The organism is Methylotenera oryzisoli, from assembly GCF_004661485.1.
Classification (GTDB): Bacteria; Pseudomonadota; Gammaproteobacteria; order Burkholderiales; family Methylophilaceae; genus Methylotenera; species Methylotenera oryzisoli.
On record NZ_PQVH01000016.1, the window covers coordinates 45733 to 66567 of the forward strand.

The 20835-nt window shown below is 46.0% G+C and carries 24 protein-coding genes; 8 read left to right on the plus strand and 16 right to left on the minus strand.

The window, feature by feature from the left end:
- Window positions 1–64: 64 nt before the first annotated feature.
- The 3 genes from C3Y98_RS12490 to C3Y98_RS12500 form a co-directional block, all read right to left on the minus strand.
- Entirely contained in the window at window positions 65–700 is a 636-nt protein-coding gene (locus tag C3Y98_RS12490; RefSeq protein ID WP_135278996.1) for a site-2 protease family protein, read from the minus strand.
- Window positions 701–811: 111 nt separating this feature from the next.
- The gene (locus tag C3Y98_RS12495; protein WP_135278998.1) at window positions 812–1438 is read right to left on the minus strand and encodes an L-threonylcarbamoyladenylate synthase; all 627 of its coding nucleotides are present in this window, start codon (window positions 1436–1438) and stop codon (window positions 812–814) included.
- Between the two features lie 6 nt (window positions 1439–1444).
- Window positions 1445–2323 carry a 3',5'-nucleoside bisphosphate phosphatase gene (locus tag C3Y98_RS12500; protein WP_135279000.1) on the minus strand — a complete coding sequence of 293 codons (879 nt, stop codon included), beginning with the start codon at window positions 2321–2323 and terminating at the stop codon, window positions 1445–1447.
- A gap of 176 nt (window positions 2324–2499) precedes the next feature.
- On the opposite strand from C3Y98_RS12500, the gene C3Y98_RS12505 reads away from it, so the two are divergent.
- The 7 genes from C3Y98_RS12505 to C3Y98_RS12535 all read left to right on the plus strand — a co-directional run bounded on the left by C3Y98_RS12505 (window position 2500) and on the right by C3Y98_RS12535 (window position 8107).
- Window positions 2500–3051, plus strand: a complete 552-nt coding sequence (locus C3Y98_RS12505) for a septation protein A (protein WP_135279001.1) — start codon at window positions 2500–2502, stop codon at window positions 3049–3051.
- Window positions 3051–3350, plus strand: a complete 300-nt coding sequence (locus C3Y98_RS12510) for a YciI family protein (RefSeq protein WP_135279003.1) — start codon at window positions 3051–3053, stop codon at window positions 3348–3350. The genes C3Y98_RS12505 and C3Y98_RS12510 overlap by 1 nt, the downstream gene beginning before the upstream one ends.
- A gap of 31 nt (window positions 3351–3381) precedes the next feature.
- The gene (locus tag C3Y98_RS12515) at window positions 3382–3636 is read left to right on the plus strand and encodes a BolA family protein (protein ID WP_135279005.1); all 255 of its coding nucleotides are present in this window, start codon (window positions 3382–3384) and stop codon (window positions 3634–3636) included.
- Window positions 3637–3687: 51 nt separating this feature from the next.
- Entirely contained in the window at window positions 3688–4476 is a 789-nt protein-coding gene (locus tag C3Y98_RS12520) for a peptidylprolyl isomerase (RefSeq protein ID WP_135279006.1), read from the plus strand.
- Window positions 4477–4632: 156 nt separating this feature from the next.
- The gene (locus C3Y98_RS12525; RefSeq protein WP_135279008.1) at window positions 4633–4860 is read left to right on the plus strand and encodes a FeoA family protein; all 228 of its coding nucleotides are present in this window, start codon (window positions 4633–4635) and stop codon (window positions 4858–4860) included.
- Between the two features lie 10 nt (window positions 4861–4870).
- Window positions 4871–6661 carry a ferrous iron transport protein B gene (feoB, locus tag C3Y98_RS12530; protein ID WP_135279010.1) on the plus strand — a complete coding sequence of 597 codons (1791 nt, stop codon included), beginning with the start codon at window positions 4871–4873 and terminating at the stop codon, window positions 6659–6661.
- A 192-nt stretch (window positions 6662–6853) separates the two neighbouring features.
- Window positions 6854–8107, plus strand: coding sequence for a TIGR03862 family flavoprotein (locus C3Y98_RS12535; RefSeq protein ID WP_135279012.1), 1254 nt, complete (start codon window positions 6854–6856; stop codon window positions 8105–8107).
- Window positions 8108–8139: 32 nt separating this feature from the next.
- On the opposite strand, the gene C3Y98_RS12540 is transcribed toward C3Y98_RS12535, so the two are convergent.
- From C3Y98_RS12540 to sucC, 6 genes are all read right to left on the minus strand, one after another.
- The gene (locus C3Y98_RS12540; protein WP_135279014.1) at window positions 8140–8481 is read right to left on the minus strand and encodes a DMT family protein; all 342 of its coding nucleotides are present in this window, start codon (window positions 8479–8481) and stop codon (window positions 8140–8142) included.
- Window positions 8482–8607: 126 nt separating this feature from the next.
- Window positions 8608–8946 carry a P-II family nitrogen regulator gene (locus tag C3Y98_RS12545; RefSeq protein ID WP_135279016.1) on the minus strand — a complete coding sequence of 113 codons (339 nt, stop codon included), beginning with the start codon at window positions 8944–8946 and terminating at the stop codon, window positions 8608–8610.
- A 120-nt stretch (window positions 8947–9066) separates the two neighbouring features.
- A complete protein-coding gene (locus C3Y98_RS12550; RefSeq protein ID WP_135279018.1) occupies window positions 9067–10686 on the minus strand; it encodes an NAD+ synthase in 1620 nt (539 codons plus the stop codon).
- A gap of 45 nt (window positions 10687–10731) precedes the next feature.
- The gene (locus C3Y98_RS12555; protein WP_135279020.1) at window positions 10732–11685 is read right to left on the minus strand and encodes an ankyrin repeat domain-containing protein; all 954 of its coding nucleotides are present in this window, start codon (window positions 11683–11685) and stop codon (window positions 10732–10734) included.
- A 28-nt stretch (window positions 11686–11713) separates the two neighbouring features.
- Window positions 11714–12595 (minus strand): succinate--CoA ligase subunit alpha, encoded by an 882-nt coding sequence (sucD, locus tag C3Y98_RS12560; RefSeq protein ID WP_135279022.1) that lies wholly within the window; start codon window positions 12593–12595, stop codon window positions 11714–11716.
- Window positions 12592–13755 (minus strand): ADP-forming succinate--CoA ligase subunit beta, encoded by a 1164-nt coding sequence (gene sucC, locus C3Y98_RS12565; RefSeq protein ID WP_135279024.1) that lies wholly within the window; start codon window positions 13753–13755, stop codon window positions 12592–12594. The genes sucD and sucC overlap by 4 nt, the downstream gene beginning before the upstream one ends.
- A 138-nt stretch (window positions 13756–13893) precedes the next feature.
- Here sucC and serB point away from each other — a divergent pair, with 138 nt between their 5' ends.
- On the plus strand, window positions 13894–14733 hold the full coding sequence (gene serB / locus C3Y98_RS12570; protein ID WP_135279026.1) for a phosphoserine phosphatase SerB: 840 nt from the start codon (window positions 13894–13896) through the stop codon (window positions 14731–14733).
- A gap of 4 nt (window positions 14734–14737) precedes the next feature.
- Here the strand turns inward: serB and C3Y98_RS12575 are convergent, their stop codons facing one another.
- The 7 genes from C3Y98_RS12575 to C3Y98_RS12605 all read right to left on the minus strand — a co-directional run bounded on the left by C3Y98_RS12575 (window position 14738) and on the right by C3Y98_RS12605 (window position 20728).
- Complete coding sequence (locus tag C3Y98_RS12575) at window positions 14738–15526, minus strand: ferritin-like domain-containing protein (protein ID WP_135279028.1); 789 nt, start codon at window positions 15524–15526, stop codon at window positions 14738–14740.
- Window positions 15527–15621: 95 nt separating this feature from the next.
- Window positions 15622–16530 (minus strand): SMP-30/gluconolactonase/LRE family protein, encoded by a 909-nt coding sequence (locus tag C3Y98_RS12580; RefSeq protein ID WP_135279030.1) that lies wholly within the window; start codon window positions 16528–16530, stop codon window positions 15622–15624.
- Between the two features lie 53 nt (window positions 16531–16583).
- Window positions 16584–17177: a hypothetical protein gene (locus tag C3Y98_RS12585; protein WP_135279032.1), complete on the minus strand. Its 594-nt coding sequence runs from the start codon at window positions 17175–17177 to the stop codon at window positions 16584–16586.
- Window positions 17178–17186: 9 nt separating this feature from the next.
- Complete coding sequence (locus C3Y98_RS12590) at window positions 17187–18329, minus strand: PQQ-dependent sugar dehydrogenase (RefSeq protein ID WP_245234381.1); 1143 nt, start codon at window positions 18327–18329, stop codon at window positions 17187–17189.
- Window positions 18330–18447: 118 nt separating this feature from the next.
- A complete protein-coding gene (locus C3Y98_RS12595; RefSeq protein ID WP_135279036.1) occupies window positions 18448–19743 on the minus strand; it encodes an NAD(P)/FAD-dependent oxidoreductase in 1296 nt (431 codons plus the stop codon).
- Window positions 19736–20128 (minus strand): c-type cytochrome, encoded by a 393-nt coding sequence (locus C3Y98_RS12600; protein ID WP_135279038.1) that lies wholly within the window; start codon window positions 20126–20128, stop codon window positions 19736–19738. The genes C3Y98_RS12595 and C3Y98_RS12600 overlap by 8 nt, the downstream gene beginning before the upstream one ends.
- A 114-nt stretch (window positions 20129–20242) precedes the next feature.
- Window positions 20243–20728, minus strand: coding sequence for an ankyrin repeat domain-containing protein (locus C3Y98_RS12605; protein ID WP_135279040.1), 486 nt, complete (start codon window positions 20726–20728; stop codon window positions 20243–20245).
- Window positions 20729–20835: the final 107 nt, after the last annotated feature.

Genomic DNA, 20835 nt, shown 5'->3' on the forward strand with positions numbered 1-20835 from the left:
AAAACCCTAAATTAAATATGTGCTTATTATACTAACTATGCTGGCAAAGCCAATCACCCAGTGCTTACAAAAGATTGCTCAGCAATCCGCCTACTAGGCTAATTAACGGCTGCAGGATACTACCCAGTACGCCAGTAAATAAAAGTACGATTAAAATAACAAAACCATATGGCTCTATTCTGGCAAACGGACGCGCCAGTCGGTACGGCAACAAACTCACGGCAATACGCCCGCCATCCAACGGCGGCAACGGCAATAAATTAAGTACCATTAAAACCAAATTAATCTTGATGCCGGCTTCAGCCATTAACGAGACTGGGTAAGCAATCGCGTCGGGGGCGAACGCAGCGTATTTCAGCGCGAGCACCCAGAACACAGCCATGACAAAGTTTGAAGCTGGCCCCGCCGCCGCCACCCACAGCATGTCTTTCTTAGGATTACGCAAACGCCCAAAATCCACAGGGACAGGTTTAGCCCAGCCAAACAAAATACCGCCCAGCATAATGGTTAACGCTGGCAGCACAACTGTACCAAACGGATCAATATGCTTTAACGGATTAAGCGTAATGCGCCCGGCATTAAAAGCCGTCATATCGCCAAAATACTTTGCCACATAGCCGTGCGCAGCTTCGTGCACGGTAATGGCAAAAATCACGGGCAATGCATAAACTACTATTTTTTGTATGATGGTTAGTTCCATAAATCGCTCTACTCTAGGTATGTATTGGGAATATGTTGCGGGTATGTATTTTGGGCAGATGATTAACCCAATCAATCAAAATCTTATTTACCCCAATTACACTTACCACGGTTAAAAAGAAAACGGGCTTAAGTCGCCCAAACCTTCACGCACCAGCACAGGAGTGTCACCGGTTAAATCAATCACGGTAGTCGCGCCAGCCTCGCAATGCTCTACCTCAATCACTAAATCCACCACATGCTCCAAGCGCTCACGAATTTCCCATGGTGCCATCATAGACACATCCTCTTCATGAGGTAAACTCAAGGTCATGCTAAGTAATGGCGTATCAATTGCCTCTAGCAAAGCCTGCACCACAGGATGCTGCGGTACGCGGATGCCGATGGTACTGCGTTTGGGATGCTGTAATTTACGCGGCACTTCACGCGTAGCATTCAGGATAAAAGTGTAAGCACCTGGCGTATTGGCTTTCAGTAGCCGAAACTGGCTATTACTCACCACCGCGTAGTTACCTAACTCACCCAAGTTACGGCACATCAAACTGAATAAATGTTTATCATCTACCGCCCGTATCTGACGAATACGTGCCTGCGCATCTGCGTGCCCAAGCATACACCCCAAGGCATAGCCTGAATCTGTAGGGTAAACAATCACGCCACCTTTACGTAAAATATCCGCGGTTTGTGCAATTAGACGTGCCTGAGGGTTACTTAAATTAATATTAAAAAATTGTGACATGTATCCCTAATTTTCTATTGGTGACGGATCGGATGGCAACCGCACATGAGGCCAATCTTGCCACACGGGGATGCATCCACTGGGCAATGCAGGCAAACGCCCCATTTCCATAAAGCTGATACCTTTACCGTGGTAATCAGAACCTTGAGATGCCTTTAAACCGAATAATTGTGCATATTTTGCATATTCAACATACTGCGCGCCGGTGTGGCTACCCGTCACCACCTCAATCGCCGTGCCGCCCAGCCCTCTAAACTCCTCAAGTAGCAACAACATATTGGTGCGGCGTATATCATAACGCCCAGGATGCGCGAGAACGGCCTCGCCCCCACTATTAACAATCAAACTCACGGCTGATTCTAAATCCATCCATTGGTGGTCAACAAAACCGGGCTTGCCTTTGACTAGATACTTTTTAAATACCGATTTTGTATCTTTGGCATACTGATGCTCCACCAGAAAGCGTGCGAAATGCATACGTGTCAGTATGCTTTGCCCCGCGCGGGCAGAAGCCCACTCAAAACTTCCATGAATACCAGACTTCTCTAGTCCAGCCGACATCTGCTTAGCGCGCTCCAAGCGACCTTGGCGTACAGCAGCCAATCCAGTCTTGAGCGCCTCATTTTCCACATCGACATTTAAGCCAACGATATGCAAGGTGCGTTTTTTCCATGTCACTGAAATTTCCACGCCGTGGATTAATTGAATACCATGCAAGCTAGCCGCCTGTCGCGCCTCGGGTAGGCCGCTTATATCATCATGGTCGGTGAGCGCAAGCACACTTACCCCGTGTTGCGCCGCATGTGCAACAAGCTCGGTTGGAGAAAGTAAACCATCAGAAATATTGGAGTGTGAATGTAAATCTATCATTAAACCATTGGTCATCAACAGCTTGCGCCAGCTCAACCCCTAAGAAAATACCTGATTAAAACGCTTCATGTATTTCACATCAACTAAAATTACGCCTTGCAGACGAGTAACTATAATAGCAAAATAGCACATCGAGCCAAAGTATTGTTTGGCACCCGTGGTCGCTAAGTTTTTATTTACAAAGAGTGAATATGAAGTTTCTGTTTGATTTGTTCCCCGTTATTTTGTTTTTTGTTGCTTTCAAATTTTTTGGTATTTTCACTGCAACCGCCGTGGCCATCGTTGCCACAATCGCGCAGATTGTCTATGTCAAAATCAAACATGGCGTGGTCGAAAAAATGCTCTTACTCAGCGGTGTAATCATCACCGTGTTTGGCGGCGCCACTTTATTACTGAAAGACCCTACCTTTATACAATGGAAGCCCAGCATTTTATACTGGCTATTTGCAGCGGGCTTGCTGATTTCCCAGCTCTTTTTTAAGAAAAATCCGATGCGTAGCCTAATGGAAAAGCAGGTTAAATTGCCAGATAATGTTTGGTCAGCCCTTAACGTTGCCTGGGCCCTGCTGTTCACCGCACTAGGCTTTATCAACCTTTATGTGGCGTTTAACTACTCACAAGATACTTGGGTAAACTTCAAACTATTCGGCATTACCGGCATTATGTTTGGCTTTATTATTTTGCAAACCATGATGATCAGTAAGTACCTACCAAAAGAAGACGACAAAGGGGATGCACAATAATGTGGTATGCAATCATGGCCGAAGATACGCCTAACAGCTTAGAAAAACGCTTGGCAACACGACCCGAGCACCTTAGCCGCCTGCAAGACTTGCAAAATGCAGGCCGTCTGCTACTTGCTGGCCCTTTTCCTAGCATAGACAGTACAGACCCTGGCCCAGCTGGATTCTCAGGTAGTTTAATTGTAGCCGAATTTGCAAGTCTGGAAGAAGCCACCACTTGGGCTAATCAAGACCCATTCGTTACCGCTGGTGTTTATCATCAAGTCACAGTGAAACCTTTTAGAAAAACACTACCCTAAGTATCACTTACTGAGCATTAATAATCTAAAAATGATTGATCTAATCAAAGCACGTTTACAGGCGTTAACCCCTACTGCGCTGGATTTAATAGACGAAAGCGCGCTACATGCCGGCCATCAGGGCAATGGCGGTGGTGGACATTACAAGCTCAATATCACCAGCTCGCATTTTTGCGGCAAATCACAGATAATGCGTCATCGCCTTGTGTATCAGGCGCTGGCAGATTTAATACCGCACAAGATTCACGCACTCAGCATTCATGCAATTGCAACAGATGAAGTTTAAAATACGTCACAAATTTATTACCTAAATTTAATACTTAAGGATGTTTTACTAATGAAATTAACACAAACATTAATTGCCGTTGCTATTTTATCGATGACTCCATCAGCATTTGCCGCTGATGCGCTAGCAACAGTGAATGGCAAGCCTGTTAAACAATCACTCTATGATGTAATCGTCAAAGATGTGACTGCTAACGGCCAAAAAATCGACGCCAACACTAAAGCAGCAATTATTGATGAGCTTGTTAGCTCTGAGCTGGTATATCAAGAAGCGCAAAAGCTAGGCCTAGATAAACAACCTGACTTCCAAGCGCGCGAAGAGCTGGGTAGTCGCAAACTACTGACTAGCGTTTTCCTGCAAGACTATGTTAAAAAACATCCGGTTTCAGACGCAGATACAAAAGCGGCTTACGAGAAATACAAAACCGCATATGGTGATAAAGAATATAGCGCACGTCATATTTTAGTTAAAACTGAAGCGGAAGCTAAAGACATCATTGCTCAACTAGGCAAAGGTGGCGATTTTGCAAAACTTGCCAAAGAAAAATCATTAGACCCTGGCTCTAAAGAAAAAGGTGGCGATTTAGGCTGGTTCTCACCAGCAACCATGGTAAAACCATTTAGCGATGTAGTAGCTAACTTACAAAAAGGCGCAACATCAAACAGCCCGGTGCAAACGCAATTTGGCTGGCATGTAATTAAGCTTGTAGACACACGTCCTGCGCAGCCACTGCCTTACGAGAAACTAAAAGATGGCTTACAAAAAAATCTGCAACAACGTAACCTAGAAAAATTAATGAGCGACTTACGCGCTAAAGCAAAAATCGATATTAGCAAGTAATTACAAGGCTGTTAAAAAGGCTCCAGTGATGGAGCCTTTTTTATCTGTACGACCTTTTTATGCTGCGCGTTATTTTTCGACGACTGCCTGCAATTTCTCTTAAATTATGCGATAATAAGAATTGTTATCATCTATAAAATGCATCCTTCAATCTATATGCAATTTTTATCACAATTAAAAGCTGGTCAACGTGCGGTTATCTCAGCGATAGAAGCTGAAGACTCATTGTTTCATCGCCTCACGGCGCTGGGATTTCGCGTAGGCAAGCCTTTAAGCATTATGCGTCGTGCCAGCTTTAACGGTCCGATCCATGTGCGCCTTGGCACAACAGATGTCATTCTGCGTGCCACTGAAGCTGACCGTATTCAAATCAACGCAATATAAAGTTAAATAAATGAAGCGTATTGCGTTACTCGGTATGCCAAATACTGGAAAATCCACGCTATTCAATCGCATTAGCGGTGCTTCTGCGCGCGTGGGTAACTGGCCAGGCATTACAGTCGACTTACTAAGCGCCAAAATCTTGCTTGGCGGCAATATAGTAGAGCTGATTGATTTACCAGGTATTTATGACCTGCATGGCTTCTCCGAGGATGAACAAGTCGTTAGACACTTCATCACCAGCAATCCAGTTAACTTACTGGTGGTACTACTCAATAGCACCCAAATTGACCGCCAGCTATCGCTACTGCTGCAAATTAAGAAATTGGGCTTTCCGATTGTGCTTGCGCTCAACATGGCTGATGAGGCAAAACGCGCAGGCATTACAATTGACGTAGATGGCTTAAGCCAAACCTTAGGTCTGCCAGTTATTCAGATTAGTGCAAAATATGGCGACGGCTTACCAAAAGCGTTAGCTGCCGCCACCGCTATGATTAATCAGCAAGACACAACCACCAACCCGCAGAGCATTGGCCTCATGCTAAAAGAAGAGCATGAGATTGAGGATGAAATGCATGAGCTGATTCAGCAGCATGTACAGATTCCAACTACGCTCACGGACGATGTGACAGACAAAATAGACAGAGTGTTATTGCACAAATGGCTGGGTTTACCGCTATTTTTTGCTGCGATGTTTCTACTGTTCCAATTTATCTTCGCAGTAGGTGCTCCAATACAGGATGGCTTGGCCTGGCTATTAGACCTATTGCGCACTGAGCTACTAAACCCGCTATTTACCAACGCTCCCACATGGTTAAGCGGCCTGATGCTGGATGGCATTTACAATGGCGTAGCCACGGTTGCCGCATTTGTGCCGATTATTATCTTATTCTTCTTAGTGATGTCCATGGTAGAAGACAGCGGCTATTTGTCACGCGCAGCGTTTCTCATGGATGCCATCATGGCAAAAATGGGCCTGGATGGGCGCAGCTTTGTCATGATGCTGATGGGCTTTGGCTGTAACGTGCCGGCGATTATGGGTACGCGCATCATGCGCTCACGTAGCATGCGCCTGCTCACCATGCTGGTGATACCGCTGTCATTGTGCTCTGCCAGAATGCAAGTGTTTATCTTTATGATTGCAGCGCTGTTTAGCCCAAGCAAAGCACCGTTAATCTTGTTCTCGCTATACGTGATGAGTTTCTTCACTATGTTTTTAACCGCGCTTTTATTTCAAAACCAATATAAAAATACTGAGCCCTTTATTTTAGAGCTGCCGCCTTACCGCTTCCCTACTCCGCGCCAGATTGTTTTGCGCGGCTGGCATGAAGTAAAGCACTTTTTAAACCGTGCAAGCAAATTTATCGTACTGGGTGTAGTGCTAGTATGGCTATTGACCAATTTCCCCAGCAATGTAGCGCCTGCAAGTATCGACACCTACGCAGGCCAAATCGGCGTATTCTTTACGCCAATACTAGACCCGATCGGGATTAATCACGAGCTTGCGATTGCCTTAATTTTTGGCTTTGTTGCTAAAGAAATTGTGGTGGGTGCACTGGCGGTTATTTATGGCCTGCAAGGCGATGCGCTTATGGCACAAATGGCAACGCAAATCGACTGGGTACAGGCATTAAGCTTTATGCTGTTTACCTTGATTTACACCCCTTGCCTATCTACGATTGCCACGATTAAAAATGAATCAAAAAGCACCGCATTTATGTGGCTATCGATTGCCTGGTCTTTAGGTCTAGCATGGGTTGTTAGCTTTATCTTCTACCAAAGTGCTCGTCTACTCGGGTACTAGTATCGGTTACGACTTAAGACTTAGGCTCAAGTTACAATGTTGACTTGGGTTTCAATCTGGGCTACTAACTGGCTGGACGCTCATTCAGTCATCTCATTGATTGCTGATTGAGAAACTCCCATCCCCATAAAACTTAACTAGCCTTACAATGTGAGATTAGCTATTTAGCCTAACTTTCAGCAGCATTTAATCGTGACAAATTCATCTAACATTGTGAAATCGCCTAAAGTTGCCATCGTTGGTGGCGGCCCCGCAGGGCTCATGGCTGCAGAAACTTTAAGCCTAGCAGGCATCCACGTAGATTTATACGACGCGATGCCAAGCGTAGGCCGTAAATTTCTAATGGCAGGCAAAGGTGGCATGAACATCACCCATTCTGAAGCGCCAGCACCGTTTCTCGCGCGTTATGGCACACGCCAAACACAGATTGCACCACTACTAGATACCATGGACCCACAAGCGCTGCGTAAATGGATACATGGGTTAGGCATTGATACTTTTGTCGGCTCTTCCGGGCGTGTATTTCCAACAGAGATGAAAGCAGCGCCGTTATTACGTGCCTGGTTACATCGCTTACGTGAAGCTGGCGTTAACTTTCATGTGCGTCACCGCTGGACAGGCTGGGACAACGGCAAACCAGCGTTCAGCACACCTGATGGAGCCACTGCCTGTGAGGCGGATGCAGTGGTGTTTGCCTTAGGTGGTGGCAGCTGGGCCAAACTAGGGTCCGACGGCACATGGGTAAACCTGTTTAGCGATCATGGCATACCAGTATCTCCATTAAAGCCAGCCAATTGCGGCTTTAATACACACTGGAGCGAGCACTTCACCTCTCGCTTTGCTGGCTACCCGCTTAAGACAATTGCAATATCAATATTGGATGAACACAAACAAGCCCAGCGCAAACAAGGCGAATGCATGATTACGCAAAATGGGATAGAAGGCGGCTTAATTTATGCACTTTCTGCCAATATCCGCAACACGATAGACACCTGCGGTGAAGCCACCATATATTTAGATTTACTCCCTGACAAATCGCTAGCGCAGGTACTGGCTGACGTAAGCCACCCACGCGGCTCGCGCTCGCTATCGAGCCACCTCCAAAGTCGACTTGGCATCAAAGGCATTAAAGCTGGCTTATTGCGAGAATTGGTATCCGCAGAAGACTATACGCAGCCAGTTAAGCTTAGCAACGCAATTAAAGCGTTGCCGCTCAAGCTGACCTCAACACGCCCGATTGATGAGGCCATCAGCAGCGCAGGCGGGGTTAATTTTGAATGCTTAAATGAACACCTGATGATAAAGAACTTACCTGGCGTGTTCTGTGCAGGAGAAATGCTAGACTGGGAGGCTCCCACTGGTGGCTACCTGCTCACAGCTTGCTTTGCGTCTGGCCGTAGCGCCGGATTAGGGGTTATAGATTGGTTAAACACCAAAACGGGCTAAATGCAATGTGACTGTTTAAAATGCAACGCGCATCACGCCCTAAACATGAAATAAACGGCTCCCATCAAGCACAGCCCTGCCCATAGAAAATCCAGCTTCATTGGCTGTTGCATATAAAAAACCGCAAATGGGACAAATACCGCTAAGGTAATGACCTCTTGCAATATCTTCAGCTGCGCGAGCGACATCACGGTAAACCCAATGCGGTTTGCCGGCACCTGAAATAAATACTCAAAGAGCGCAACACCCCAGCTAAGCAGCGCGGCAATTATCCAAGGCTTGTTATTGAGATTTTTTAAATGGGCATACCACGCAAACGTCATAAATACGTTAGAAATGGTAAGTAACAGGATAGTTTTAAAAATGACGGGCATCAACTAGACGAGCTTAAGCGGAGCTACAATCATGAAACAACGATTACACCATGTGCCAGATTGCAGGGCAAGTGCAGCAATAAGAGCAAAGATACGCCCTTATGCGCCGCATTGCCCAGCTTAGCGCTAAACAGCTGCCTCGCCTGTTTCACCAGTTCTGATACGTACCACTTGCTCTACATTACTTACAAAAATCTTACCATCACCGATTTTGCCAGTATGTGCAGCATTAATAATGGCATCAACAGCAGACTCAACAATTGCATCCGCAACCACTAACTCTAGTTTAATTTTAGGCAGGAAATCAACCACATACTCAGCGCCACGGTATAGCTCTGTATGCCCCTTTTGACGACCGAAGCCTTTAACCTCTGTCACGGTTAAACCATTTACACCAATTTCAGATAACGCTTCACGCACTTCATCTAATTTGAATGGCTTAATAATCGCTTCGATTTTTTTCATACCGGCAAACTCCTAATAGTATTTAACTTTTATAATTGTATTGATGACAGCTTTGATGCATTTTCTTTAAATTCTGCAGTGACGCTTCCCAACATCAATCGATGCTGATTTCATATTAGCCTAGTTTAATCTAGTTTTCCAATATTCGTTTAGCTTCGCAGTAATCGGGTAACGTCTGTCCTTACCAAACCCTTTGTCTGTGATACGCACCCCCACTGGCGACTGTCTGCGTTTATACTCATTACGGTCAATCATGGCAATCACCCGATTGATATCTGCAATCGGGTAGCCTAGCGTAACAATATCCGCCCGAGATAAGTCATCTTCGACATAAGCTTCAATAATGCCATCCAACACGTCGTAAGGCGGCAAGCTGTCCTGATCCACCTGATTAGCCCTCAGCTCTGCAGAAGGTGGCCGCGTGATGATACGCTCAGGAATCACCCTAGAGAGCTGATTACGATAAGCACATAAGCGATAAACCAAGGTTTTAGGGACATCTTTCAATAAAGCAAAGCCGCCTGCCATGTCACCATAAAGCGTGCAATAACCCACAGCCATTTCGCTCTTATTACCGGTTGTCACCACGATGCTGCCAAATTTATTGGATATTGCCATCAAGAGCATACCGCGAATACGCGCCTGCAGATTCTCCTCTGTCGCGTCAAACGGCCTATCCCCAAACTGCGGAGATAATGCACTTAAATAACTGTCGTACAACGGCTTAATTGCAATCTCGCTGTACTCTACGCCAGCAAGGTCTGCCATTTCACGCGCATCATTCACGCTAATATCCGCAGTAAACTCCGATGGCATCATGACAGCATGCACTTTATCCGCGCCAATAGCATCCACCGCCAGTGCCAACGTGAGTGCAGAGTCCACACCACCAGACAGGCCAATGACCACACCGGGAAAACCATTTTTATTCACATAGTCAGCCAAGCCCAATTTTAATGCTTTATACACCGTTGCTTCAAGTGACTGGCTTTGTGTAATTTCCCCATAGATAGGCTGGGCTTGCTCAAACTCTACTAGTTCCAGCTGCGACTCAAATGCATCTAGCTCGGCAACCAACTCGCCTTGCGCATTTAATACGAAAGAAGCGCCATCGAATACCAATTCATCCTGACCACCAACCATGTTGACATAAACCACTGGCAGGTTGTTTTCTAAAGCACGCTGTCTTAACACCTCAAATCGGGTGCTTTGTTTTTTCATATGGTAGGGTGAGCCATTCATCGCAATTAATAGTTCAGCGCCTGCTACTTTTGCCAATAATGCCGGCTTTTGCTCCCAGACATCAGCGCAAATTAAAAGACCAACCTTAACACCACAATGATTAAACACCAGCGCCTCAGAGCCCGGTGTGAAATAACGCTTTTCATCAAACACGCCATAATTTGGCAACGCTTGCTTATGATAAGTGGCGACAATGCTGCCACCTTCTAGGATTGAGGCCGCGTTAAAGCACTGATCGCCCTGTTGATGCGGATGCCCCACAATCACTGTAATATCTGGCAATTGCTTGGCAAGCGCAGCTAGTGCATCCTCACAAGCCAGCAGAAAATCTGGACGTAATAGTAAATCTTCAGGAGAGTAACCACATAAGGAAAGCTCGGGCGTTACCACTAAAGTTGCGCCCTGCTCTTTAGCCATAGCAGCATAAGAAACGATTTTTTTTGCATTGCCAGCTAAGTCTCCGACAATACAATTGATTTGCGCGATTGCAATTTTCATTGATGAATGACTACTTTAATTTAGATAAAACAAATCGCCTAGGCATCAATAGCTACCGCCAGCATCTTTAATCAATTTAACGATTTCAGTATGCTGCCCCTTGAGCGCATACACCAAAGCCGTTAATCCATACTGATCTTTAGCTTTCACTTTTGCATGGTGATCAAGTAGCAATTTCACCATTTCAGCATCACCATTATCAACTGCGATATGTAGCAATGGTGTACCTTGTGAATCAAGGTTATTCACATTAGCGCCGGCCATCACCAACACTCGTACCACCTCAATTTTTGCTTTTTTTACTGCCCAAGTCAGCGCAGTCCACTTGGTTGAGTCTTTCTGATTGATCTGCGCACCATGTTTAAGTAAAAAATCTACGACTGGCGCATGCCCTTCACGTGCAGCAATCATCATTGCTGTAATGCCAAAGCTATCCTGCATGCTGACATCGGCTTTGTTTTCCAGCAATACTCGCACTGTTTCAACATCACCGCTTTTAGCCGCGTGCATTAATACTGTTTTGCCATCGTCGCTTTTAATATTGACATCAGCACCGTACTTAACCAGCAAGGCTACGGTTGCAGAATATCCAGAAGAGGCAGCCAAGCCAAAAGCACTCCAGCCAGCACCATCTCTAGCGGCAGAATCTGCACCTAGCTCCAGTAGCTTTTTGACTGTAGCAACATGATTCTTTTTCGCCGCATACATTAAAGCAGTCCAAGCATCGTTGTCCTTCGCATTAATATTGGCGCCTTTGGCAACAAGCGCAGCGACGACATCCGCGTTATCCTTACGCGCAGCATACATCAACGCGGTAATACCCTCTTCATCTTTAATATTAGGATTAGCGCCACTCGCCAGCATGGCATTGACTGTGGCTACATCACCCTTTGAAGCTGCTGTCAGCAAATAGGCAATATCCTCTGCTGCATAAGCCAGCGGCGCTGCTAACAAACCTGTGAGCAATAGGGTAAATAAGCGTATAGCCAATGTTTGCATAGGTTTCACTAAGTAATCGCTCTCTAAATCAAAGGTTTTTTTGACGCATCGCTGCCAGCACAGCCTCGCCCAAGCCTGCAGGTGAGCTTGCAACTACTGCACCTGCAATTTCCAAGGCACGAATCTTGTCTGCGGCTTTACCGCTACCGCCAGAAATAATCGCCCCCGCATGACCCATGCGTTTGCCCGCTGGCGCAGTTTGGCCTGCGATATACGCAGCTACTGGTTTACGCACATTGCTCTTAATAAACTCGGCCGCCGCCTCTTCATCTGAGCCACCGATTTCACCCACCATAATAATGGCTTCGGTTTCAGTGTCGGCTTCGAACATTTCTAAGCACTCAATAAAGTTAAGGCCTTTGATCGGGTCGCCACCAATACCGACACAAGTGCTTTGCCCTAAATTCAATGCTGTGGTTTGATGCACCGCCTCATAAGTAAGCGTGCCTGAGCGCGACACCACGCCAACTTTGCCGCGCAAATGGATACTGCCTGGCATAATGCCGATTTTGCATTCATCCGGTGTAATCACGCCCGGGCAGTTTGGCCCGATTAAACGCGTGCCATTGGCTTTTAATGCGGCTTTAACGTTTAACATATCTAAAACAGGGATGCCTTCAGTAATACAAATGATCAGTTCAATGCCTGCATCACTAGCTTCTAAAATGGAGTCTGCTGCAAATGCAGGCGGCACATAAATCACACTGGCATTTGCGCCTGTAGTACGCACCGCATCACGCATGGTGTTAAATACTGGTAGGCCCAAATGTAACTGGCCGCCCTTACCCGGCGTAACGCCACCGACCATTTGTGTGCCGTAAGCCAGCGCTTGCTCGGAGTGGAAAGTACCTTGTTTACCAGTAAACCCCTGGCATAGCACTTTGGTATTTTTATTCACTAAAATACTCATGCTACCACCGCCTTTACTGCTTGCTGTGCAGCATCAGTTAAACCTTCAGCCGAAATAATATTAAGCCCGCTTGTTTGTAACATTTTTTTACCTAAATCCACATTCGTACCTTCTAAACGCACAATCACAGGAATTTGCATACCTACTTCTCGCACCGCGGTAATAATGCCTTCCGCGATAATATCGCAACGCATAATACCGCCAAAAATATTCACTAAAATTGCTTTTACATTGCTGTCAGCTAAGATAATTTTGAACGCCTTGGCTACCGTTTCCGCCGTGGCACCACCGCCTACATCCAAAAAGTTAGCAGGCATACCGCCATGTAGCTTAATCAAATCCATAGTCGCCATGGCAAGACCTGCACCGTTGACCATACAGCCAATATTACCGTTCAGCGCGATATAGTTTAAGCCGGCATGATGCGCAACCGCTTCCTTACTGTCCTCTTGGCTCCAGTCACGTTGCTCTGCTAAAGCTTTTTGACGATACAAAGCATTATCATCAACGCTCATTTTGCAATCTAACGCATAGAGTTTGCCGTCAGTTGTCACCACCAATGGGTTAATTTCCAGCAAGGCTAAATCGTTGTCTTTAAACAAGCGGTATAAACCTTTTAACAGCTTAGTAAACGCGCCAATTTGGTCACCGCTTAAATCGAGCTTAAAGGCTAAATTACGAGCTTGAAAATCCACCAAACCATTGAGTGGATCGCAGACTTCTTGCAAGATTTTTTCTGGGCTAGTGTGCGCAATTTCTTCAATATCCATGCCACCTGCCACTGACGCCACCACCACCACGCGCTCTAATGTTCTATCGACCAACATAGATAAATAAAGCTCACGTGCGATAGGCAGTGTTTCCTCAACCAACACTTGATTCACTGGTTGTCCATCTGGTGCATTTTGATAAGTAACTAGCGTTTTGCCTAACAACTCACCCGCAACATTCTGCGCTTCAGTAGCAGACTTCACCACTTTGACGCCGCCAGCTTTACCACGGCCGCCAGCATGCACTTGTGCTTTCACAACCCAGCCATCGCTGGCGATTTCGGTAGTGACGCTTACCGTTTCTTTCGCAACTGCAACAACTTGACCACGAGGCACTGGAATGCCGTATTTTTGAAGTAGTGTTTTCGCTTGATACTCATGCAAATTCATAAAAATAGCTCGATTTAAAGGTTATGCACATTTTCTCGCAATTCAGAGAAATGCGCTAGCAAAGTAATGTAAGTTGATGCCATTAATGAAGTGGATAGTCGAGTGTATAATAAAACTTTACGTTCAGATTGTTTACTTATGCGTTTAGTTGTTCAAGGCAAGGCCATTACTTTTGCACATTTAGCTCATATTCACCAACTCTGCGCCTCTAGCGTGCAATTTGTTCAAATCGCGCAACATGGCTACTACCTGGCCAACCAGTCTGAAATAAACCCATCCGTTCAGCAATTTTGCGCAGAACAAAATATAGACTGCGCTTATGTAGGAAACGACCAGCTGATTCAACACTATGGTTTATGCGTCATGGATATGGACTCAACCTTGATCAGCATTGAGTGCATTGATGAAATTGCGGACATGGTCGGTTTAAAGCCGCAAGTAGCCGCTATTACTGAGCGCGCCATGCAAGGCGAGCTAGACTTTGCACAAAGCCTGCGGGAGCGTGTGGCTTTACTTAAAGGCTTGCAAGAGTCTGACCTGATGCGCGTGCTGAACGAGCGCCTGCAACTCAATCCTGGTGCCCAGCAGTGGATAGACAACTGCAAAGCGAACAATATCACTACACTATTGGTATCTGGCGGCTTTAACTTCTTTGCAGACCGGGTAAAAGCCATGTTAGGGCTGGATTACGCAGTTGCCAATACATTAGAAATTATCGATGGCAAGCTCACAGGTAAGATTTTAGGCAATATTGTGGACGCACAAACCAAAGCGGACGAGTTAGTGAAACTGCGTGATCGTTTAGGCCTGAGCGCAACACAAACCATTGCCATCGGCGATGGTGCAAACGACCTGAAAATGATGTCTGTTGCAGGGGTTGGGATTGCTTACCATGCAAAACCAGTGGTACAAGCGCAGGCAAGCTATGCACTCAACCACATGGGCTTAGATGGCGTGATTAATTTATTCGCCAGCTAGTAAATCACAACAGTGCCAGCTCGGCCTCAGTAAAGCCTGCTTTGCGCCTAGCCTCTAAATTAAAAGGCTTACGCAAGGTTGGCGCACTGTACTGCTCAGCCAGTGTGGCATAAGTGGCTATCGGCTCTAATTCGCGCTTACTGCACAACCAATTAAACCAGACATTGCCAATCGCAACATGGCCAATCTCGTCGCGCAGGATAATATCCAGAATACCCGCCATGGCAACATCGCCAATTTGCGCAAATTTATTTCTCAAGGCAGGGCTGGCATCTAAACCACGTGCCTCCATAGTGCGTGGCACCAGCGCCATTCTTGCCAGCACATCATCTTGCGTACGTGCCACCATTTCCCATAGGCTATCATGGCCAGTAAAATCACCATACTGGTAACCTAGCGTTTGCAGATGCGCATTAAGCAAACCAAAATGATAAGCCTCTTCAGCCGCCACTTTTAACCAATCCGCGTAATACTGCTGCGGCATACCGGCAAAGCGCCAAATGGCATCCAAGGCCAAATTGATCGCATTAAACTCGATATGTGCCAAAGCATGAATCAAGCCGGCGCGCCCCTCCTCTGTGCGCATTGAGCGCTTACCTACTTCTAGAGGAGAAACTAATACCGGTCGCTCTGGGCGGCCTGGAATAGGCTGAGTGGACATCAACTCACATTCTACATCCAGCGCCAACGCACCTGACTGCCAAGATTGATACAGCGCGGTGACTGCGCTGGTTTTTTGTATAAGCTGACATTCAGCCAAGCAGCCAAGCGCTGCCTGCCTTAACTCTTGCATTGATACTTTCCGTTCATAAACCTTGTTAACTTGGTACTGGTTAGTTTGTTGCTGGCGCTTGTTTATTCAACCGCAATAGCCACGATTCCTTACGACTAATAATGATGCGATGCAGGTACAGGTTTAGCGCCATCTAACGCGATGAAATCTAACTCTCCCGCTTTCATATCCGGCACCAATAAATAGCGTTCATCTTTTGTGATGGCGATATCTGCCGCAGATTGATAGCCCGCTTTGATTAGGGAAACATCCCCCATCATATTAACGCTAAATACTTTGCCATTTTTCCAATCACTCACATACATCACACCGCTAGAGTGGTGTACCACCCCATCACCACCACCAAAGCCTTCTGCTAGGTCTGATAGTTCTGCAGTAGATGTATTTAAGCTGTACAACACGCCAGAACTAAAATCTACATAAATTAGATTATTGCCAGTATCGTCGGCAAGCAGGCCATTAGGCGCTTTTACGCGTGAGTCTTGCGTATCTTTAATCAATAAAATCACTTCGCCACGCGGAGTGATTTTATAAATCGCGCCGCCTGTACCTGTGTTGAATAAATCGCCGCTATCGCTTACATACAAGTTGCCTTGCAAGTCTGCCTCAAGGTCATTTAAGAAAAGCGGCACATTTGGAAATGCCTCTGGCGCCACAAATACACTCATCTGCCCCTTAGCGTTAATTTTAAGTATTTTGGTTTTATCGGCCACATATAAATTATCGCCAATGATAGCCAAGCCTTTAGGGTCATCTAAGTTGCTGGCAAATACGGTGACATTCCCACGCTGATCCACCACACTGATTCGGCCATCGCCATTTTTACCAAACTCATTAATCTCAGAAATAAATATTCTGCCGTCTTTTGCCTGCACCGCAGATTCTGGTGTCTTTAGTCCTGTGATTTTCTTCGCGGCGTAGGTCAATGATTTTGTAGATTGGCACCCAGCTATCAGTAGGCCAGCCATCAGCCACGCGCTTAATTTTATATATTTTCTTATCATATTAATCCCCAAAAAAAATGCACTCAACGCACAGCTGATGCAACAGCATGCTGCTAGAACCCCATCGCTCTCACTTTAGGTGTTGGAAACAAAGTCACCATACTACAAGGCGTATTGCCAACTTGTGCTGGCCCGTTCACATAGGCTTGCAAAGCTTTATCTGCCTGCATTTTAGCTACCATATCATCAACGGCAAGCGTATAAGCTTTCTTTATCCAAGATTCAGGCTGAATGCCTAGTACGCCATGCACTTGAGAGCGGCCAACATAAGTAGCCAGATGTTCGCCGACGCCTTTATAAGCACTAGCCGTCACTTCTGCATAAAACATCTGTACTTGTGGGTTGTAAAATAGCTCAGGCTGCACCCAGAGCAAAGCTTTACCGGATTGATTTGCATCACAGACCGTCACATCGCCGTATGCAGCCGTAAGCTTTGGCACGACAACTTTTTCAACGACGGGGCCTTGGTAAAACCAGTAATCTTGATACGGATGCCAAAGTTTGATTGGGTTTGTATAATCAACAGGCTGAATATACATCAACAACTTGGATGAAACCTTATTATCGGCAGGCTCTGCAGCATACACGTTTACACTGCTGCCTATGGCGGCCAACAGCGCGATTAATTTAATTACACTCTTCTTCATTCAGTTATCCTACTTAAATTTATAACTAATACGGTAAATGGCATTCGCTTTATCATCCGATACATAAAGCGCACCGTCCGCACCGACTAAAACATCAACAGGCCGACCCCACGCTTGTTGATTAGACAGCCAGCCGGTTGCAAAATCTTCCACTGCCAGCGGCTCATTAGCCTTGAATTTTACTCTAACTAGCTGATAACCAGCGGGCTGTTTACGGTTCCATGAACCATGTAAGGCCACGATTGCGTCTGTTTTATAAGCTGACGGCCAATTGGTTTTATCTAAAAAGGCAATGCCGATAGGGGTGGTATGTGCTTTAAAACTGACTGCAGGCGCTTGTGTGGTATCACAGAAACCGGCAGCCCCTTTAAAGTTAGGGTCTTCAAACTGCGTACCAATTTCCTTACTCCCACCCCAACAATGAGGCCAGCCATAATGTTTACCTGCCTCAATCTTATTTAAATGCTCAGGCGGTAACTCATCATTTACTGCACCACCTAGTATGCCGCTGCGGTTATCCGCACCATTATTAGTCGCGTACATCGCGCCAGTCAACGGGTGCCATGCAAACCCTTGTGAATTACGTAAACCGCGTGCAAATATAGCAGACTGCTGGTGACGCCCCAAGGTTGTTAATGCTCCCGCTGGCTTACCTTCAAGGGTGTATCTGAGCATCGTCGCTCGCATCGGTTCATTTTCTACACAAACATTACAACTCGAGCCTACGTTGATATACAAAAAACCATCTGGCCCTAACTTAATATTTTTAAGTGTATGCCCACCTGTAGGGAGGTTAGTAATAAAAGCTTGTGGTTTAGACCAGCCTTCACGCTCGTGCGCCACACGCACCACGCCATCTTGATTGGCAATTAACAAGCTACCACCTACAAACGCCAGCCCTTGAGGTGCATTGAGGTTCTGCGCAACAGTAATCGCCTCATCAGCAACGCCATCATGATTACGGTCTGGCAACATGACAACACGATTGCTGCCGACGGTAGACACATACAGATTACCCTTTGCATCCAGTGCCATCATCCTAAGGCCAGATAACTGCGCACCGTTTTTAGTATTAAAATCTGCGAACACCTCAATTTTAAAACCATCAGGCAACCGAATATCAGCCAGATCAGCAGCGAAAGCTGACTGCACGGCAAGTACAGTCAAGCCAGCGAGCAATACTATGTTTTTTCTAACTGTAAAAATAACAACTCCCAAAGCATGAAGCACTTTTGAATATTATTGACTTACCGCAGATGGCAACAGCAAGTTAAGTCAGCACATCGGACCATATATTGTGTGCCCAAGCCTTAGCATAAGCGCCCTCTTTATCTGAAGGGGCAGGCGATACACCGCCCCCTTCCGCCGATACCATGATTTTTTTTGCCGCATCGTATCGATATACATTCGCTACATGCATTGCCTGCTTGTCATCAACAAAACTGTAACAGGTGTTGGCAAATACTGGTGCGGGGTCTGGACTCCTACCCTGCATCAACTCCACAATCGCACTCGCACAAACCCGCGCCTGCGACGTTGCCATATGCGCGGATTTTGGCAAGCCTGAGGCGACGCTATCGCCAACCACATGCACATTCGCGACGGTTTTAGACTCATAACTTAAAAAATCAACCTCGCACCACGGATAATCAGACGCGAGCAAGTTTGCCATCTGTGCCGGCTTACCCGCCCGCTGCGGAGGAATTACATTCAACACATCCGCCTTTACCTGCTCAAACTCAGTACTCACGGTTTTAGTTTGTACATCTACGGAAACAATTGCACTATCAGGGCGGTAATCAATCATGCCTGCGTAGTTGTTAGCCCATACTTTAGTAAAGAGGCCTTTTTTAGAGATAATTTCAGCATTCGCATCCAGCACAATAATCTTGCTTTTAGGCTTATGTGCTTTCAAATAATAAGCCACTTGGCAAATGCGCTCATAAGGCCCGGGTGGGCAACGGTATGGCGCTTGGGGGATGGTGATCACAAAGACACCACCATTGGGCATAGACTCTAACTGCTGGCGCAAATTAACGGTTTGCCAGCCGGCTTTCCATGCATGGGGAATCTGCTTTTGTGCTTCAGCAGTTTGCAGTTGCGGCAAACGGTCGTAAATAAAATCTACACCTGGCGCAACGATTAAACGGTCATAGGTGATTTCACCGCGCTGCATCATCACTTTTTTAGCATCGCTGTTCACCGCGGTCACGGTATCTTGTACCCACTGTATGCCATGATGTTTTTTCAACATATCATAGCCAAAAGTCAGGTCACTTATCTGCTGGCTGCCACCTAGTACTAAGTTACTCAGCGGGCAGGATACAAACTGTGGTGACGGTTCAATCACCACCACTTCAATACTGCCCATGCTCCACATACGAATGTATTTAGCGGCACTGGTACCGGCATAGCCGCCACCAATCACAACCACACGACCTATTGGTGGTTTTTTGCCCATCGCGACTGCATGTGGGGTAAACGCCAAGGCACCCAATACACTTGCACCCAAAACCCCGGCAGTTTTAATAAAATCACGGCGATTGAAATCAGCTGTGTTATTCATCCTGCACCGCCTTTAGCATTTGTGGTTCTGGCATGGTGTGTTTCTCAGGTTTCTGACGTGAGAAGTAGTCGGCAAGTTGCTTAATTTCATCCAGCGTCAGGCCATTCGCGTGCCGGTGCATCACCGTGGCTGGGCGCACCCCAGTGCGGAAATCAATCAAGCGCTGTTCTATGTAGGCTTTATCTAAGCCCGCAATAGCGGTGGCATCGAACTCAGCATTGGTTTTTACCGCGTTGCCATTAGTACCATGGCATGCCGCACAAGATGCTGCCAATGTTCGGGTATGCAAACCCTGCGCTGGATAAACAAAATCCTCAGCCGCCCTGCCCGGTATGGGCAAAACAACTGAGGATATCAGTATAAAATTTAGAATAAATGTTTTCATGGGCTCTGCATCTTTTTTTTAGGAACACCACTACAAATAATCAAACTTACAACTACCAAGCTATCTATAGCACCAGCCTATAATGACCAGTGCCAAGATATCAAGTTCAAGTGACTAGAAACACTTCTCTTCTAAACAGCCATCATCTCTTACGCCAAGTGAAGTCAACAACTCTACCATTTTTGGATTACCTTCATCACGTACGGCACGAATAATAGAAACATCAGCACGCATTTTGATATTAACGTCAGCACCTTTAGCCGCTAGCAATTTCACGACATCTGAATAACCGCCAAACGCTGCCATATGAAAAGCTGTGTTTTTGCTGATCGGATGTTGATAATTAAGATCAGCACCACGTTCAATCAACAACTCAACAACTTTGAGCTGACCTTTAGTTGCAGCAATTTGTAATGCAGACCAGCCGAAAAACTTGTCATTTGGTTTAGCATTGGTATCCAAATACTTTTTAACAAGCTTCACATTACCATCACGCAAAGCCTCGGTATAACGCATATGGTCATCATCACTCAGTTCTGCCATAGATGCGATTGGGTAAAACAAGGCTAATGCTAAAACAAGTGTTCTAAAAAAATTCATGCTGCATTTCTCCAAAGTCATTTATTAAAATTTTTGTCACTATTAAAACCGTACAGACCAAACCTATTGCGGTTTAAAGTCTATTTAAACCATTATTAACAGAGCCC

What these genes read in the sequence shown, in the direction of transcription:
- C3Y98_RS12490 (WP_135278996.1), bottom strand. Translation starts at nt 700, where the DNA reads ATGGAACTAACCATCATACAAAAAATAGTAGTTTATGCATTGCCCGTG.
- C3Y98_RS12495 (WP_135278998.1), bottom strand. Translation starts at nt 1,438, where the DNA reads ATGTCACAATTTTTTAATATTAATTTAAGTAACCCTCAGGCACGTCTA.
- C3Y98_RS12500 (WP_135279000.1), bottom strand. Translation starts at nt 2,323, where the DNA reads ATGACCAATGGTTTAATGATAGATTTACATTCACACTCCAATATTTCT.
- C3Y98_RS12505 (WP_135279001.1), top strand. Translation starts at nt 2,500, where the DNA reads ATGAAGTTTCTGTTTGATTTGTTCCCCGTTATTTTGTTTTTTGTTGCT.
- C3Y98_RS12510 (WP_135279003.1), top strand. Translation starts at nt 3,051, where the DNA reads ATGTGGTATGCAATCATGGCCGAAGATACGCCTAACAGCTTAGAAAAA.
- C3Y98_RS12515 (WP_135279005.1), top strand. Translation starts at nt 3,382, where the DNA reads ATGATTGATCTAATCAAAGCACGTTTACAGGCGTTAACCCCTACTGCG.
- C3Y98_RS12520 (WP_135279006.1), top strand. Translation starts at nt 3,688, where the DNA reads ATGAAATTAACACAAACATTAATTGCCGTTGCTATTTTATCGATGACT.
- C3Y98_RS12525 (WP_135279008.1), top strand. Translation starts at nt 4,633, where the DNA reads ATGCAATTTTTATCACAATTAAAAGCTGGTCAACGTGCGGTTATCTCA.
- feoB (WP_135279010.1), top strand. Translation starts at nt 4,871, where the DNA reads ATGAAGCGTATTGCGTTACTCGGTATGCCAAATACTGGAAAATCCACG.
- C3Y98_RS12540 (WP_135279014.1), bottom strand. Translation starts at nt 8,481, where the DNA reads ATGCCCGTCATTTTTAAAACTATCCTGTTACTTACCATTTCTAACGTA.
- C3Y98_RS12545 (WP_135279016.1), bottom strand. Translation starts at nt 8,946, where the DNA reads ATGAAAAAAATCGAAGCGATTATTAAGCCATTCAAATTAGATGAAGTG.
- C3Y98_RS12550 (WP_135279018.1), bottom strand. Translation starts at nt 10,686, where the DNA reads ATGAAAATTGCAATCGCGCAAATCAATTGTATTGTCGGAGACTTAGCT.
- C3Y98_RS12555 (WP_135279020.1), bottom strand. Translation starts at nt 11,685, where the DNA reads ATGCAAACATTGGCTATACGCTTATTTACCCTATTGCTCACAGGTTTG.
- sucD (WP_135279022.1), bottom strand. Translation starts at nt 12,595, where the DNA reads ATGAGTATTTTAGTGAATAAAAATACCAAAGTGCTATGCCAGGGGTTT.
- sucC (WP_135279024.1), bottom strand. Translation starts at nt 13,755, where the DNA reads ATGAATTTGCATGAGTATCAAGCGAAAACACTACTTCAAAAATACGGC.
- serB (WP_135279026.1), top strand. Translation starts at nt 13,894, where the DNA reads ATGCGTTTAGTTGTTCAAGGCAAGGCCATTACTTTTGCACATTTAGCT.
- C3Y98_RS12575 (WP_135279028.1), bottom strand. Translation starts at nt 15,526, where the DNA reads ATGCAAGAGTTAAGGCAGGCAGCGCTTGGCTGCTTGGCTGAATGTCAG.
- C3Y98_RS12580 (WP_135279030.1), bottom strand. Translation starts at nt 16,530, where the DNA reads ATGATAAGAAAATATATAAAATTAAGCGCGTGGCTGATGGCTGGCCTA.
- C3Y98_RS12585 (WP_135279032.1), bottom strand. Translation starts at nt 17,177, where the DNA reads ATGAAGAAGAGTGTAATTAAATTAATCGCGCTGTTGGCCGCCATAGGC.
- C3Y98_RS12595 (WP_135279036.1), bottom strand. Translation starts at nt 19,743, where the DNA reads ATGAATAACACAGCTGATTTCAATCGCCGTGATTTTATTAAAACTGCC.
- C3Y98_RS12600 (WP_135279038.1), bottom strand. Translation starts at nt 20,128, where the DNA reads ATGAAAACATTTATTCTAAATTTTATACTGATATCCTCAGTTGTTTTG.
- C3Y98_RS12605 (WP_135279040.1), bottom strand. Translation starts at nt 20,728, where the DNA reads ATGAATTTTTTTAGAACACTTGTTTTAGCATTAGCCTTGTTTTACCCA.